Raw genomic sequence first — 13103 nt, forward strand, 5'->3', positions numbered from 1 at the left:
CGTGTTATCAAAAGAGGGACATTCACCTGTAACAGAGACAAAGAAGCCCGCGCTAAACGGGCTCTCTGTGTTATTTGATGGGCACGCCTGCATTCTCCAGCGCTTCAGCCTTTTCGGGATATAACTCCGACGTTCCGGCATTCATAATCACCGCTCCACAGCGGATGCAGTGATCGCCCTTTACATCTGGCACAACGTCCTCCGGATTACCCGTATTAAGACTGACATCGCGCGTGGCGTACACAAACGCCTCTCCTTCACATCCCGGACACTTCATACCATGACTCTCCTGTTAAGCCTGTCAGATAAGCATAGCCGACAGGCTTTTAGCCATACACAGGAGGAGAGGTTTTTCAGGATATTGCCAGCTCATAAGCGCCATCACTCTTTGTCCCGCAACCGCTCCAGCATAATCAGTGAATGACTGAAAATGGCGTCGGCGATGTGCTGCGGGAAATCGGGCGGCAAGGTATCGCGCACCGAGACCACCGCCTGGGGAAAGGCCTTAATAAAGAAGTCGAAGATCTGCTGCAAACTGTCACGATCAAAACTGACGCTTTTTGCCGTGGCGATAAAATGGCGCGGGAAGATTTTGTCGATCTCTGTTTTCTTCCCCTTAGTGGCACGCAGACCCATCGCCAGTTTCAGCGCTCGCTTGTTCAGACCGGTGCCGCCCAGTACCGGGTAAGCGGAGATCACATCATAAAAGGGAGTCAGTCGATAACTGCCGCCGCGCTCAATAAACAGCGAGAAGTTCTTGGCGTGACCGTCAGTTGCGCCAATCAGCCACTGAAACACCTGGAACATCATAAAGCGATAGCGATCTTCGATGGCGTTGCTCGATCCCATCAGTATCTGCATGATTTCCGCAATGCCCGGCCCGCCATCCGACTCATATTTGGTTGAAGACGGCAGTCCCAGCGCCTGACAAAAATCCTCCTGCGGCAGGCGAATCAACCGGGTTTTATCGCGTGACCAGCGGCGGTCGAAACGTTCTACCGCCAGGGCGCGCATCTGTCCGGCACGGATAATCGTTGCCTGCGGCACGTCGATACCGAGTGCACGGGCCAGCGCCAGACAGAGATACTCATTCTCCACACTTTCACGCATATCCAGCGTCGCGGCCGGCTGTTTAATCTCTCCTATCGGTAGCTTAATGATGTGCGAGGTGGGCGTGGCACCGGCAGGAATGCTCCAGCCTTCATCGGTCAGCAGCAGTGCGGTTTTCTCCTGCGCCCCCGCGACCGAGATACGGAAATCGGTCTCTTCACGCAGCATCCCCAGCGGGATATCTGACTGATAGGCTGACAGCACGCTTTCGAGCCGGGTTTCATCCAGTACCTCATAGCGGGCCTGCAGTGCGGGCAGTGGCATATCGGGCGGCAGCAGCATAGTCGCCCCGACGCTGTCACGTCCCACTTCCTGCAACAGATCAAACGGCTGACGGGATTTAATCTGGTAACGCGCCACAATTCTGTCGCGAATCAATGGGCTATCCGGCAGCAGGTTATCGAAGAAGTTAATCACGGCGTGTGAGGTGAGAGCCTTTACCTGCAACGGCATCGAAAGTGACAGCGGCCTGGAGAGAGGATTACTCAGCCAGCCGGTATCATACTGAAACTCATGAGCGCCGTTTCGCTGCCGGGTGAGTACGCCTACCCGCTCGCCGTTCATCCACGCAATCAGCCTTTGCATTACCACTCATCCTCATCATGCAGCTGAGGCGCACTGGCCTCCTCTTTCTCCTGAACTTCCAGACTCAGCTCCAGCGACTGTAACAGCTTAAACAGCGTTGCCAGCGAGGTACTGTCAGGGGCATTTTCAAAGTGAGAGATGGTGGCCTGTTTCAGGCCGACCTTTTTCGCCAGTTCACTCTGGGTCCAGCCATTGCGCTGACGAATGAGCTTTAGCCGGTTTGCCAGCTGTAGCGGGCTGTATATCATGGGGTGACTCCTTCTGGATCACAGGCTGTAAGCATAGCGCAGCCGTGTTATCCCCGATAGGGTATAAAATGTCATTTATCCGCTAAAGGGGATAATAGTTACTTTATACCCTATAGCGGATAATCGCACAATTATCCTTTTCAGGGGATAAACAGGAACCACAATTAAAAGAGGACGAGGATGAGCACATTTACCCTTACCCATCAGGTCAACGACGACGATCGGGAAGCGTTGCTGGCAGGACTGGGGGCTTACAACCGGCAATTTATCAGCCGCGATAACTGGGGACCGCTGTCGGTTTCTCACAGGGACGAACAGGGAACGTTGCGCGGGGGAGTGATCGCCGCACGCAAAGGAAACTGGCTCTGTATCGATTATCTCTGGGTGGACGAAACGCTCCGTGGCAGTGGTCTGGGCAGCGCACTGCTGGAAGCCGCAGAGCAGGAGGCGGGAAAGATGGGATGTCTCTATGCGCTGGTGGATACCTTTAGTTTTCAGGCCCTGCCGTTTTATCAGAAACAGGGTTATCAGCCGCAGATGTCCCTGCCCGATTTTCCGCAAACCGGTATGCAGCGTCACTATCTGACCAAAACGTTACGGCCAAGGGCATCACGCTGACCGCAGTACCATCAGCGTGACAGGTTCACATAATTACAAACCGGCAATGCGCCGCAGATCTGCTTCTGCTCCCGGTGCCACGGCCAGGACCTGCGCGCCTTTAGTGATGCGATTGCCTTCGGTGTTAAACGGGTGGTACCAGCCGCCCGCCTCTTTCACCAGGCAGTAACCCGCCAGGCAATCCCAGGCGTGCATATAGGGTTCGTAGTAACCCACGACCCGACCGGCGGCAACCCAGGCCAGCATCAGTGCGCCGGAACCAATGCGGATAAAGTTACCGCCTGCCGACAGCAGCGCTGCCACAATCTCGCCTACCTGCTGCGGGCTGACATAACTGTTGGCACCAAAACCGGTAACGTGGTTTTGCAGCGTGCGTGTGGGATCGACCTGCAGACGATGACCGTTGAGCGTCGCGCCCTGCCCCAGTGCCGCCACGTAGCACTCCTGATAGGTCGGCGCGAAAATCACCCCGATGACCGGCACATCGCCGCGCAGTACCGCGACGGAAACACACCAGCTCGGCATCCCATTGAGAAACGGGCTGGTGCCATCGATTGGATCAACCACCCAGGTGTAGTCAGACTCTCCCACCTGCAGTCCCGACTCCTCACCCAGAAAGCCATCATCGGGAAACGCATCCCGTATACGGCTGGCAATCAGCTGCTCCACTTCACGGTCAGCAATCGACACCACATCCTGCAAATCGTACTTGGTCTCCACCACCAGCGTCTCGCGACGGTTGAAGTAAGATAACGCCGTCGCGCCACCTTCACGGGCAACGGCTTCCGCTAAAGCCAGACGCGCCATTATTTCATCATGCGATTCCATGCGAACTCCTTGAGTTAGTCAGATTAACGGGCAATCAGGGCAAGGCCCTGCGGCTTAAAGTTGACGCCAACTGTGGTGGCGAGCGGCAGACGCTGTTCCATCTGCGGATCGATAATGAACAGCGCGCCCAGTTCGGTGGCGACTTCATATTCGATATGGTCACCCAGCCAGGTGCTGTGAATGACCTCCCCCTGCAGCGCCCCCTGACCGTCGCCGGACAATGTAATAAACTGCGGTCGCACCGCCAGCTGAGCACTGCCGGTTTTTGCACCGGCACCTCGTACCCGGAAGCGCTGATTACCCAGGCGGACCAGCGCGTCATCCGCATCCGCCTCTTCCACTTCACAGGGCAGAATATTCGCCTCCCCCATAAAGTCCGCGATAAAGACCGAATTGGGCGAATGGTAAAGCGTCTCCGGCGCACCCTGCTGGGCAATATCCCCCTCTTTCATGACAATAATCTTATCGGAGACCGCCAGCGCCTCCTCCTGGTCATGGGTCACATAAACCGCCGTAAACCCGAGCCGCTGCTGCAGATCGCGGATGTCGGTGCGCACCCGACGGCGCAGACGCTCATCAAGGTTCGACAGCGGCTCATCGAGTAGCAGCACCTGCGGTTCCAGCACCAGCGCGCGGGCGACCGCAATACGCTGCTGCTGTCCGCCAGAGAGCTCCGACGGCAGCCGCTGCCCCTGACTCTCCAGACCCACCAGCTTCAGCCCCTCGCGCGCCCTGTCCTGCGCCTCGCGTTTGTTCATGCCCGAGGAAAGCAGCCCGTAGAGAATATTGTCGATGGCGTTCATATGGGGAAACAGCGCGTAGGACTGAAACACCATCGCCACGTCGCGCTCGTTGGCGGGCAGATGGGTGACATCTTTGCCGCCAATCAGAATCCGCCCTGCGGTGGGATGCTCCAGCCCGGCCAGCAGTCGCAGCGTAGTGGTCTTGCCGCAGCCGGACGGCCCGAGCAGCGTCACCAGCGTACCCGGCTCTACGGTGAGCGACAGATCCGGCACGGCAGTAAAACCGGCAAAACGCTTTGCGACATGTTCAAACACTACCGATCCGGCGTTAATGGTCGTCATACGGCTCTCTCCTGAGTCAGAGTGGATGCAGAGGGTGCGGCAATAATCACCGCCGGTTGGATTGCACGACGCAGGCGACGTTCGCCCACCAGCAGCTGGAAAAGGCCAATGATCAGCAGCATCACCACGATCAATACCGAGGAGTAGGCAATCGCCACGCCATACTCACCGTTCTCCACCAGCCCGACAATGTACGAGGTCGCCATGTTGTACTGGGCGCTGACCAGGAAAATCACCGCACTGATAGAGGTAATGGCCCGCACAAAGGCGTACACCAGCGCGGCGCTGATGGCCGGTTTCAGCAGCGGCAGCACCACTTTACGCAGGGTGCGGAAACTGTTTGCGCCCAGCGTCAGTGAAGCTTCATCCAGGCTTTTATCCAGCTGGCTCATCGCCGCAATACCACCACGCACGCCGACCGGCATATTACGGAAGACAAAGCAGGCGATCAGGATCATCGCGGTACCGGTGATCTCCAGTGGCGGCAGGTTATACGCCATCACATAGCTCACACCAATCACCGTGCCGGGAATGGCAAAGCTCAGCATCAGCATGAATTCAAAGGTCTGACGACCGGCAAACTTCTGTCGCACAATCAGCCAGGCGGTCAGCAGTCCGACAATGGCCGTGAGCGGCGCGGCAATCAGGGCGATCTCCAGCGTGGTCCAGAAAGAGCTCCAGGCGACGCCGCTCCAGACCAGTTGCCCCTGATTAACGCTGACGCTAAAGGCGCGGATATAGTGATCCAGCGTCAGGTTGTTATTCAGCCCCCAGGACTGCACAAAGCCGCCAATCATGATCATGCCGTAGATCACCAGGGTGAACAGACCCCAGGGTATCACCATGCCATAGACGCTGTAGCGCACCGGACGCGGCAGCATCACATGACGGCCGCCGTCGCCTTTGCCGGTGACAGTGGCGAAGCTTTTGCCGGAGAGCCAGACGCGCTGCACCAGAAAAGCGGCCAGGGTGAAGCCCAGCAGGATCATCGCCAGCACCGCCGCGCGACTCGGGTCATTCTGTGCGCCAACCACGGAGAAGAAGATCTCCGTCGACAGCACGCCGTGACTGCCGCCCAGCACCATCGGGTTACCGAAATCGGCCATGCTTTCGATAAAGCTGATTAAGAAGGCGTTGGCCAGCCCCGGCGCCATCAGCGGCAGCGAGATGCGGGAGAAAGTGCGCCAGCGGCTGGCACGCAGGGTCTGTGACGCCTCTTCCAGTGACGGACTGACTCCCTCGACCACCCCAATCAGCACCAGAAAGGCGATGGGGGTAAAGGAGAGTACCTGGGCAATCCAGATGCCGGTCATGCCATAGAGCCAGCGGCCCGGCTCGATGCCGAACAGCGTCGCCAGCGATTCGGTGACCACGCCGGAGCGGCCAAACAGCAGGATCAGCGCCAGACCGATGACAAACGGCGGCGTGATAATCGGCAGAATGGTCAGCATCCGCAGCGCTTTTTTACACGGCAGCGAGGTGCGCGTCGCCGCCAGTGCAAACGCCAGTCCCAGCAGCGTAGCGCCACTGGCCGTCATCAGCGCCAGTCCCAGCGTGCGCCAGGCGGTGCCGCAGGTGCCACCGGTAAAACAGCCGAGGCTCCAGATGGCGGGATCCTGCATATTGGCAATCAGTCCGTCAGGTTTAAAACTGCCATCAATATCCTGCACCGAGGCGACAAACAGGCTCAGCACCGGATAGAGCACAAAGGTCGTAACCAGCGCCACCAGCAGCACAATCGACGCCACCACAAAGGCATCGCCTCTCAGCACGCCGCGCTCCGCCAGGGCAAAGGCGAAAATCAGCAAAAATATGGTCAGCAGCAGCAGCGCACCCGCGCCCATCGCGGGTTGTCCCTGCGCCAGCGGGCCGGTGAGGTTCTCCAGCCATAACCAGTTCCAGCCACTGAAACCGATGGCATGCCCTTCCAGCACCAGAAACAGAATGCCGCAGGTGCTGAACAGCAGCAGCAGCGTGCTGCGGGTGCGGCCCGGGGGCAGAAAGGCGCTGCCAGCAGAGAGCAGCCACAGCGCCACGGCGATGCCCAGCCAGCTGTGTGACGCGAGCTGCCCCAGCGCAGGCGCATTGGTCTCATCACCCCATAAGCTGAACAGCCAGTCACCCGAGAAGAAGCCCTGCTCCAGGCTATACCAGGGCAGCAGCGTCAGCGCGATGACTCCCGCCAGCAGCGCGCCGGTTAAGCGACGATTGTGCGCATTCATAAATCACCTCGATCAGGAAGCGGACATCAGGCTTACGCCACCGCGGTCTGGCACAGACCCGGCTCAGGTGGCCGGGGCGCACCACCGTTATTGTGCGCTGGCACCAATCTCTTTATCCCAGCGGCCCAGCAGCGCTTTGCGTTTTGCTGAGTCACCATAGGTTTTAAAGTCATAATCGATCAGCCTGATGTTCTCGAAGCGCGGTGCATATTCAGAGATCTCCGCCTTGCGGTTAGAGGGCAGCTGGAACGATTTCGCCTCTTTCATATGCGACTGTGCTTCAGCGCTGAGCGCCCAGTCATACCAGGCTTTGGCATTGGCCAGGTTTCGAGCCCCTTTGATGATCGACATCGAACCAATCTCATAGCCGGTACCTTCACAGGGCGCGACGGGCTTAATCGGGAAGCCATCCACTTCCATCGCGACGGCATCATGCATAAAGACAATGCCGATAGTGGTTTCACCGCGCGCGGCGGCTTTGACCGGAGCAGAGCCGGACTTGGTATATTGCGAGATGTTGGCGTTGAGCTTCTTCAGGTAGTCAAAGGCTTTGTCTTCGCCCATGATCTGCACCAGCGTCGCCAGGGTGTTATAGGCCGTGCCGGAAGAGTTGGGATTGGCGATCTGAATCTCGCCTTTAAAGCCAGGGTCGAGTAAATCCGCCCAGCAGGCAGGCACTTTCTGCTTTTTCTCCGCCAGCAGTCTGGTGTTATAGCCCCAGCCCAGCGCACCGGCATAAACGCCCACGGTGCGATAACCGGAGATCTCCGCCACTTTTTGTGACCAGGGCTGTTGCTGATCGAGCAGTGGCGATTTATAGGCCTGGGTCAGCCCCTCTTCGGCGGCCTGCATATGCGGATCGCCGGTACCGGCCCACCAGATATCGGTACGGGGATTGCGTGCCTCGCTGCGGATACGGGCATAGGCTTCACCGGCAGAGAGCCGCACCATGCTGAGTTTAATATCGGGATGGGACTGGCTGAACAGCGTGGTCATCTGTTCGCACACCACCACATCGGCTGAGCAGATCATATTAAGATTGCCCGCCGCCGAGGCAGCAAACGGCACTATAGGGCAGACAATTACAGCAGCGAGCAGAGAGGAATAACGCATGGTGTTCTCCTGGGCTGGATGACGCAGGCGCGCCAGCTTTTGCACATGTGTGCAAACATATGTGCAGATTAGTACGGCGGCCATGCTGCAGTGTCAATTCAGTTGTTAAGCAATTGTCAGTCGCTGTCACAAATTTGAAACCTTTCGCCCGTCTGTATTTTTTGCACAGGCTTGCAACTTCAGGCAAACTCAGTGCAGACAATGTCAGGCGAGGAGAGAACATGCAGCAGCTAAAGGCGGTGGTGAGTGCGCAGGATGTGGCTGACCGGGCGGGCGTCTCCCGCTCAGCGGTCTCCCGCACTTTTACACCGGGAGCCAGCGTGTCAGATGCTACCCGTCAGCGGGTGATGAGAGCGGCGGAGGAACTGGGCTATCACGTCAATCATCTGGCGCGCGGCCTGGTGCGCAACCGCAGCGGCATCGTCTGCTTAATTGCCTCCGAGGTGGACACGCCCTACCGTGCCAGCCTGGTGCGCTGGATGACCCAGTATCTGCAGGAAGCGGGAAAAGTGGCGATGCTGATTAACACTGACCGATCCGATGCGCGCGTTTCCGCCGCGCTGCAGCAGGCGATTAATTTTCGCGCCGACGCATCGATTATTCTCTCCGGCATGCCGGACAGCGGTATCACCCGGCTCTGCTACAAACATGGTCAGCATCTGGTGCTGATTAACCGCGACGAATCCCTGCCCGGCACGCTCAGTATCAACCTTGACTCCCGCCCCGCCGCAGAAATGGCGGTTAACGCGTTTGTGCGGGCGGGATGCAGCCGCATCGCCTTTGTGAATTCGCTGGCGGGAACGCCGAGTCTGCTGAAGCGCGAAGCGGATTTTCTGGCCGCCGCGCAGAAAGTGGGCGTCACGGTCCAGGTGGAGCGGTTCGGCACCACCTCTTACGAAAGCGGCCAGATTCTGGCCCAGCGTCTGCTGACGCGTAAAGTTCGCCCTGATGCGGTGTACTGTGCCACCGACCTGCTCGCCTGCGGCTTTATGGATGAGGCGCGTCACCGCTTTGCGCTGCGTATTCCGGACGATCTCTGCATCATCGGACACGATAATATCGCGCAGTCGGGCTGGGCCTCTTACAACCTCACGACCTTTGCACAGCCGGTGGAACAGTTCGCCCGCGACGCCATTGCCTGGCTGATAGAGACGGAAGCGCAACCGGAGACACTGATGCCAAAAAATGAACAGCAGCAGGAGCGGAGAATATATCCGGTAGATGTGGTCTGGCGCGGTTCGGTACGCGGCGGTTAACCGCCCTTTTTTATTTTCTTCCGCTATGTAATTACGCCCTGAAATAATCCACAACCGATCTTACGCTTCGCTTTAAATATCCGGCCCCTGCACTGAAAAATAATCGGACGCTACTGCACAGTGTTCCGATTTTCTGTCTACGCTTTATCTGCATTATTAAGTTCTTCTGGTTTTAACTGCTCAATGAATCAGCAGTCAGATGTGACAAATATCACATTTGTGCCAGGCTTAATGTCTCAGATAACTCTGTTCAAGGAGCATACAATGGCTACACCAACTAACAAGACGCTCGATCTGGATCAATTTCCTAAACCTCCTTTTGAGGACCAGCCACAACAGGCGCCAGGCCTGGCCAGCAAAATGATCCCGGTTCCCGACCACGGTGAAACCAGCTATCGCGGCACGGGCCGACTGACCGGCCGCAAGGCGCTGATCACCGGCGGTGACTCCGGTATTGGCCGCGCGGTGGCTATCGCTTATGCCCGTGAAGGCGCAGATGTGGTGATTAACTACCTGCCGGAAGAACAGCCCGACGCCGATGAAGTGATTAAATTAATCGAAGCGGAAGGCCGTAAAGTTTTTGCTATTCCGGGCGACATTCGTTCTGAAGAATTCTGTCAGCAGCTGGTCAAAGAGGCAGCCGATAAATTAGGTGGCCTGGATATTCTGGTTAATAACGCCGGGCGTCAGCAATTTAATGAGTCCATCCGAACCCTGAGTACGGAAGATTTTGACGCGACGTTTAAAACCAACGTTTATGCGATGTTCTGGATCACCAAAGCGGCGCTGGAATATCTGCCACGCGGTGCGTCCATTATTAATACCTCGTCCGTACAGGCGTTTAAACCCAGCGATATTCTGCTCGACTATGCGCAGACCAAAGCGGCCATCGTCGCCTTTACCAAATCCCTGGCGAAGCAGCTGGGTGGTGACGGTATCCGGGTCAACGCCGTTGCACCAGGGCCGTACTGGACCGTGCTGCAGTCCAGCGGCGGACAGCCGATGGAGAAAGTGAAGCAGTTTGGTGCCGATACACCGATGGGCCGTCCGGGCCAGCCGGTTGAGATCGCCCCACTCTACGTTACCCTGGCCTCAACCGAGAGCAGTTACTCATCCGGGCAGGTCTGGTGTTCTGATGGCGGCACCGGTACGCTGTAATCTCACTCAGGTGGCCGCATAACGCGGCCATTTTTTTGTCCCGCTTTTGCCCCGCTTAAGAAACCTCGCCACCGTGATATAAGGAAGCAGATTATGGAAAACCCGATCTTTCATTCGCCGGTCAGAAAAGAGGGCTTTGCGGGCCTGGGTGATTATGCCGCCATTGGTGAAGGCCGTTCTGTTGCGCTGATTGCGCCGGACGGTTCCATTGACTGGTGGTGCGCGCCCAATCTCGACGCAAAGCCCCTGTTTGATCGCCTGCTTGATGCCGGACTCGGTGGTTACTTCCAGATTGTCCCGCGTGCGCCTTATCAGGTCTCACGCCGCTACCGCGATAACAGCAACGTGCTGGAGACCCGCTTCGAAACCCGTGACGGCACCGTGCTGCTGACCGAATCGATTAACAGCACGCTGGCGGGCCGTCTGCCCTGGTGCGAACTGGCTCGCCGCATAGAGGGTGTCAGCGGTGAAGTGGAATTAGCGATCACCCTGCGCTTCGGCACCGCCGCCGAAACCCGTTCACCGTGGGTGGCCGATAATGAGAAAGGCAAGGTGTTTCACATCGCGGAGATCATGGCGATGTTGCGCACCAGCGAAGATATTCAGATCACAGAGCTGGATGACGAGCAGGTCTGCGCTACGCTGCGTACCTATGCCGGTTCCCGCTCGCTCTGCGCGCTGCTGGTGACCGAGAAAGAGCCACTGGCGGTGCCGCCGCTGGAGGCTATCGATCAGCGGATTGAAACCAGCCACACCGGCTGGACCAGCTGGGTGGAGAGCCTGAGTTATGAGGGCCGCTACCCGACGCTGGTGAAGCGCTCAGCCCTGTCGCTGAAGTTTCTCTGGTACTCCCCGACCGGCGCGCTGGCTGCTGCTGCCACCACCTCCCTGCCGGAGAGGATCGGCGGCGAGAAAAATTATGATTACCGCTACGCCTGGGTGCGCGATGCCTGCCTGATTATTAAAGCCTTCGTCTATCTCGGAGCGCTGGAAGATTGTAAGGCGGCCTTTTCCTGGCTGTCGCAGACCATCATGCGCCATGGCGTCAGGCTGCGCGCCTGCTATGCCCTGAATGGTGATGAGGTCCCCGCCGAGCGTTATCCGCCGCTGAGCGGCTATCAGAACTCTCAGCCGGTGCGGGTCGGCAATAATGCCCGCGACCAGCTGCAGCTCAGTATGTATGGCGACATGCTGGTGACAGCCCAGCATTTTATCGAGGCGGGACACGTGCTGGATATCACCACCTCGCGCATGCTGGGCGAGCTGGCGAACTGCTGCGCCGATCACTGGCGGCAGAAGGATTGCGGCATCTGGGAGCTGCCGGAGTTGCAACACTACACCCACTCCAAAATGGCCTGCTGGATGGCGCTGGATCGGGCGGTGGCGCTGGCAGAAAGCCAGCATATCGAACCGACCTGGCTGGGACGCTGGCAGCGGGAACGTGACCGTATCCGCGACTGGATTGAGTCTCACTGCTGGTCAGAGCAACAGCAGGCTTATCTCTTTTACGCCGGCAGTGACGATCGCCTCGACGCGTCGCTGGCGCTGGTTCACAGCTACGGCAACGCGGTCAATCCGCAGCGGATGCTCTCGACCTACCGTGCTATCCGGCAAAAACTGGGTGACGGCAGCGCCATGCTCTATCGCTACAGCGGGGTAAGAGAAGAAGAGAGTACCTTTCTCGCCTGCGCCTTCTGGCTGGTGGAAGCCTGGGCAGAGATGGGTGAGGCGGATGAGGCAGAACAGGCGATGCAGGAGATCCTGGCTACACTGAACGGCCACGGTAATGTCGATATCTTCAATGAGATGTATGACGTCCGCAGCCAGAGCTGGCGCGGCAATATGCCACAGGGGCTGAGTCATCTGGCGCTGATCTGCGCGGCGCAGGCGCTATCGGAATCGCAGGCGCCTGCGTGATGTGAGATGTTGCGGTGAGAAAAGTGGCGAATCCGCGCCCTACTGCAGCCTGAAACGCGGGTCGAAGAAAAATGGCTCCACCACCACCTTACTAATGATGCCAGCCGCTGCCGGATGACGGGGATTGAACAGTGCATTCCACTCACCGGTCAGCGTGCTCGGCACCTTCAGCACCAGGCCGTTATCCGGGCTGGCAAGCCAGTCGTCACCAATTTGCCGCGTGGACGATGGCGCAGGATCGGCCTGCCAGTCATCGGGTAGTGCCTCCAGCGAGAGCTCGGTAATCAGCGATTCAGGGACGCTAATCGACAGCATTGAGTAGTCGTGTGACAGATCCTGAATGGTGAGATGAACCAGCGCCTCAAGTACACAGAGCGCCCGGCTTGATCCCATATAGACACAGACCGTTCCCACGGAATTCCAGCGCCCCCCGTAAGTGCGGGCACCAAAACCATCAAAGGCGGTTATCGCATACTCACTCTTCACCAGGCGAAAGAAACGTACCGCCATCAGGTAATCACGCCATGCTCAAGCTGGCCAATCAGGTTAATCACCGCTTCTGCACCCGCCACCGTGGTGGTCATCTCCGCCGGTTTCTTACCGCCCAGCGCTTTGGCGGGCGTTTCCAGCCACTGCACCAGACGCTGCCTGTCGTCGCGGAACAGTTTGCTGGCGGCAGAGAGGACGCGAATCAGCATGTAGATCCGTCCGCTCTGATCGGGCGAAAAGGTCTGCTGCGGATCTTTAACTTTGCGGTTGTAGGTGGTGCGATCAATGCCCGCCAGACGGCACAGCCAGCCCTCGTCAAAAGTAGACAACGACGCCGTGCGTTTCAGCACGCCGCTGCTGAACCCTACCGCAATACGCTGGTGCGCATCAGGCAGTGTTTCCGGCAGATTCAGAGCATGCAGCAGCGAATTGTCGCGACGATGCTGAGCGGGTGTGTAGATGGCGATAGACATA

At 58.1% G+C, this 13103-nt stretch carries 13 protein-coding genes; 4 read left to right on the forward strand and 9 right to left on the reverse strand.

Annotation, left to right across the window (positions count from 1 at the left end):
• Window positions 1-70 precede the first annotated feature (70 nt).
• The 3 genes from ACK13D_RS05070 to hipB all read right to left on the reverse strand — a co-directional run bounded on the left by ACK13D_RS05070 (window position 71) and on the right by hipB (window position 1943).
• Entirely contained in the window at window positions 71-277 is a 207-nt protein-coding gene (locus ACK13D_RS05070) for a type II toxin-antitoxin system MqsA family antitoxin (protein ID WP_010244885.1), read from the reverse strand.
• A gap of 104 nt (window positions 278-381) precedes the next feature.
• On the reverse strand, window positions 382-1695 hold the full coding sequence (locus ACK13D_RS05075; RefSeq protein ID WP_346457732.1) for a type II toxin-antitoxin system HipA family toxin: 1314 nt from the start codon (window positions 1693-1695) through the stop codon (window positions 382-384).
• Window positions 1695-1943 carry a type II toxin-antitoxin system antitoxin HipB gene (hipB, locus tag ACK13D_RS05080; protein ID WP_022625644.1) on the reverse strand — a complete coding sequence of 83 codons (249 nt, stop codon included), beginning with the start codon at window positions 1941-1943 and terminating at the stop codon, window positions 1695-1697. The genes ACK13D_RS05075 and hipB overlap by 1 nt, the downstream gene beginning before the upstream one ends.
• Before the next feature lie 180 nt (window positions 1944-2123).
• On the opposite strand from hipB, the gene ACK13D_RS05085 reads away from it, so the two are divergent.
• Window positions 2124-2561, forward strand: a complete 438-nt coding sequence (locus tag ACK13D_RS05085) for a GNAT family N-acetyltransferase (protein WP_320513185.1) — start codon at window positions 2124-2126, stop codon at window positions 2559-2561.
• A 33-nt stretch (window positions 2562-2594) separates the two neighbouring features.
• Here the strand turns inward: ACK13D_RS05085 and ACK13D_RS05090 are convergent, their stop codons facing one another.
• The 4 genes from ACK13D_RS05090 to ACK13D_RS05105 form a co-directional block, all read right to left on the reverse strand.
• Entirely contained in the window at window positions 2595-3389 is a 795-nt protein-coding gene (locus tag ACK13D_RS05090) for an inositol monophosphatase family protein (protein ID WP_263056025.1), read from the reverse strand.
• A gap of 23 nt (window positions 3390-3412) precedes the next feature.
• Window positions 3413-4474 (reverse strand): ABC transporter ATP-binding protein, encoded by a 1062-nt coding sequence (locus ACK13D_RS05095; RefSeq protein ID WP_033757668.1) that lies wholly within the window; start codon window positions 4472-4474, stop codon window positions 3413-3415.
• The gene (locus ACK13D_RS05100) at window positions 4471-6696 is read right to left on the reverse strand and encodes an ABC transporter permease (protein WP_191917039.1); all 2226 of its coding nucleotides are present in this window, start codon (window positions 6694-6696) and stop codon (window positions 4471-4473) included. The genes ACK13D_RS05095 and ACK13D_RS05100 overlap by 4 nt, the downstream gene beginning before the upstream one ends.
• An 87-nt stretch (window positions 6697-6783) precedes the next feature.
• Window positions 6784-7809 (reverse strand): ABC transporter substrate-binding protein, encoded by a 1026-nt coding sequence (locus ACK13D_RS05105; RefSeq protein WP_033757674.1) that lies wholly within the window; start codon window positions 7807-7809, stop codon window positions 6784-6786.
• 221 nt (window positions 7810-8030) lie between these two features.
• Here ACK13D_RS05105 and ACK13D_RS05110 point away from each other — a divergent pair, with 221 nt between their 5' ends.
• From ACK13D_RS05110 to ACK13D_RS05120, 3 genes are all read left to right on the forward strand, one after another.
• Window positions 8031-9065 (forward strand): LacI family DNA-binding transcriptional regulator, encoded by a 1035-nt coding sequence (locus tag ACK13D_RS05110; protein ID WP_045140340.1) that lies wholly within the window; start codon window positions 8031-8033, stop codon window positions 9063-9065.
• Window positions 9066-9329: 264 nt separating this feature from the next.
• On the forward strand, window positions 9330-10223 hold the full coding sequence (locus ACK13D_RS05115; protein ID WP_010244858.1) for an SDR family oxidoreductase: 894 nt from the start codon (window positions 9330-9332) through the stop codon (window positions 10221-10223).
• A 93-nt stretch (window positions 10224-10316) separates the two neighbouring features.
• Complete coding sequence (locus ACK13D_RS05120; protein WP_418795859.1) at window positions 10317-12140, forward strand: glycoside hydrolase family 15 protein; 1824 nt, start codon at window positions 10317-10319, stop codon at window positions 12138-12140.
• Window positions 12141-12179: 39 nt separating this feature from the next.
• Here the strand turns inward: ACK13D_RS05120 and ACK13D_RS05125 are convergent, their stop codons facing one another.
• Both ACK13D_RS05125 and parS read right to left on the reverse strand, forming a co-directional pair.
• On the reverse strand, window positions 12180-12650 hold the full coding sequence (locus ACK13D_RS05125; RefSeq protein WP_033771790.1) for an RES family NAD+ phosphorylase: 471 nt from the start codon (window positions 12648-12650) through the stop codon (window positions 12180-12182).
• A complete protein-coding gene (gene parS, locus ACK13D_RS05130; RefSeq protein ID WP_010244850.1) occupies window positions 12650-13102 on the reverse strand; it encodes a type II RES/Xre toxin-antitoxin system antitoxin in 453 nt (150 codons plus the stop codon). The genes ACK13D_RS05125 and parS overlap by 1 nt, the downstream gene beginning before the upstream one ends.
• Window position 13103 lies beyond the last annotated feature (1 nt).

The organism is Pantoea sp. K16 (assembly GCF_048452805.1).
Taxonomy (GTDB): Bacteria; Pseudomonadota; Gammaproteobacteria; order Enterobacterales; family Enterobacteriaceae; genus Pantoea; species Pantoea agglomerans.

Bases quoted from the DNA above. Each gene is read 5' to 3' on its own strand.
- ACK13D_RS05075 (WP_346457732.1), bottom strand. From the start codon at position 1,695: ATGCAAAGGCTGATTGCGTGGATGAACGGCGAGCGGGTAGGCGTACTC.
- parS (WP_010244850.1), bottom strand. From the start codon at position 13,102: ATGTCTATCGCCATCTACACACCCGCTCAGCATCGTCGCGACAATTCG.
- ACK13D_RS05115 (WP_010244858.1), top strand. From the start codon at position 9,330: ATGGCTACACCAACTAACAAGACGCTCGATCTGGATCAATTTCCTAAA.
- ACK13D_RS05125 (WP_033771790.1), bottom strand. From the start codon at position 12,650: ATGGCGGTACGTTTCTTTCGCCTGGTGAAGAGTGAGTATGCGATAACC.
- ACK13D_RS05110 (WP_045140340.1), top strand. From the start codon at position 8,031: ATGCAGCAGCTAAAGGCGGTGGTGAGTGCGCAGGATGTGGCTGACCGG.
- ACK13D_RS05095 (WP_033757668.1), bottom strand. From the start codon at position 4,474: ATGACGACCATTAACGCCGGATCGGTAGTGTTTGAACATGTCGCAAAG.
- ACK13D_RS05090 (WP_263056025.1), bottom strand. From the start codon at position 3,389: ATGGAATCGCATGATGAAATAATGGCGCGTCTGGCTTTAGCGGAAGCC.
- ACK13D_RS05085 (WP_320513185.1), top strand. From the start codon at position 2,124: ATGAGCACATTTACCCTTACCCATCAGGTCAACGACGACGATCGGGAA.
- ACK13D_RS05070 (WP_010244885.1), bottom strand. From the start codon at position 277: ATGAAGTGTCCGGGATGTGAAGGAGAGGCGTTTGTGTACGCCACGCGC.
- hipB (WP_022625644.1), bottom strand. From the start codon at position 1,943: ATGATATACAGCCCGCTACAGCTGGCAAACCGGCTAAAGCTCATTCGT.
- ACK13D_RS05120 (WP_418795859.1), top strand. From the start codon at position 10,317: ATGGAAAACCCGATCTTTCATTCGCCGGTCAGAAAAGAGGGCTTTGCG.
- ACK13D_RS05100 (WP_191917039.1), bottom strand. From the start codon at position 6,696: ATGAATGCGCACAATCGTCGCTTAACCGGCGCGCTGCTGGCGGGAGTC.
- ACK13D_RS05105 (WP_033757674.1), bottom strand. From the start codon at position 7,809: ATGCGTTATTCCTCTCTGCTCGCTGCTGTAATTGTCTGCCCTATAGTG.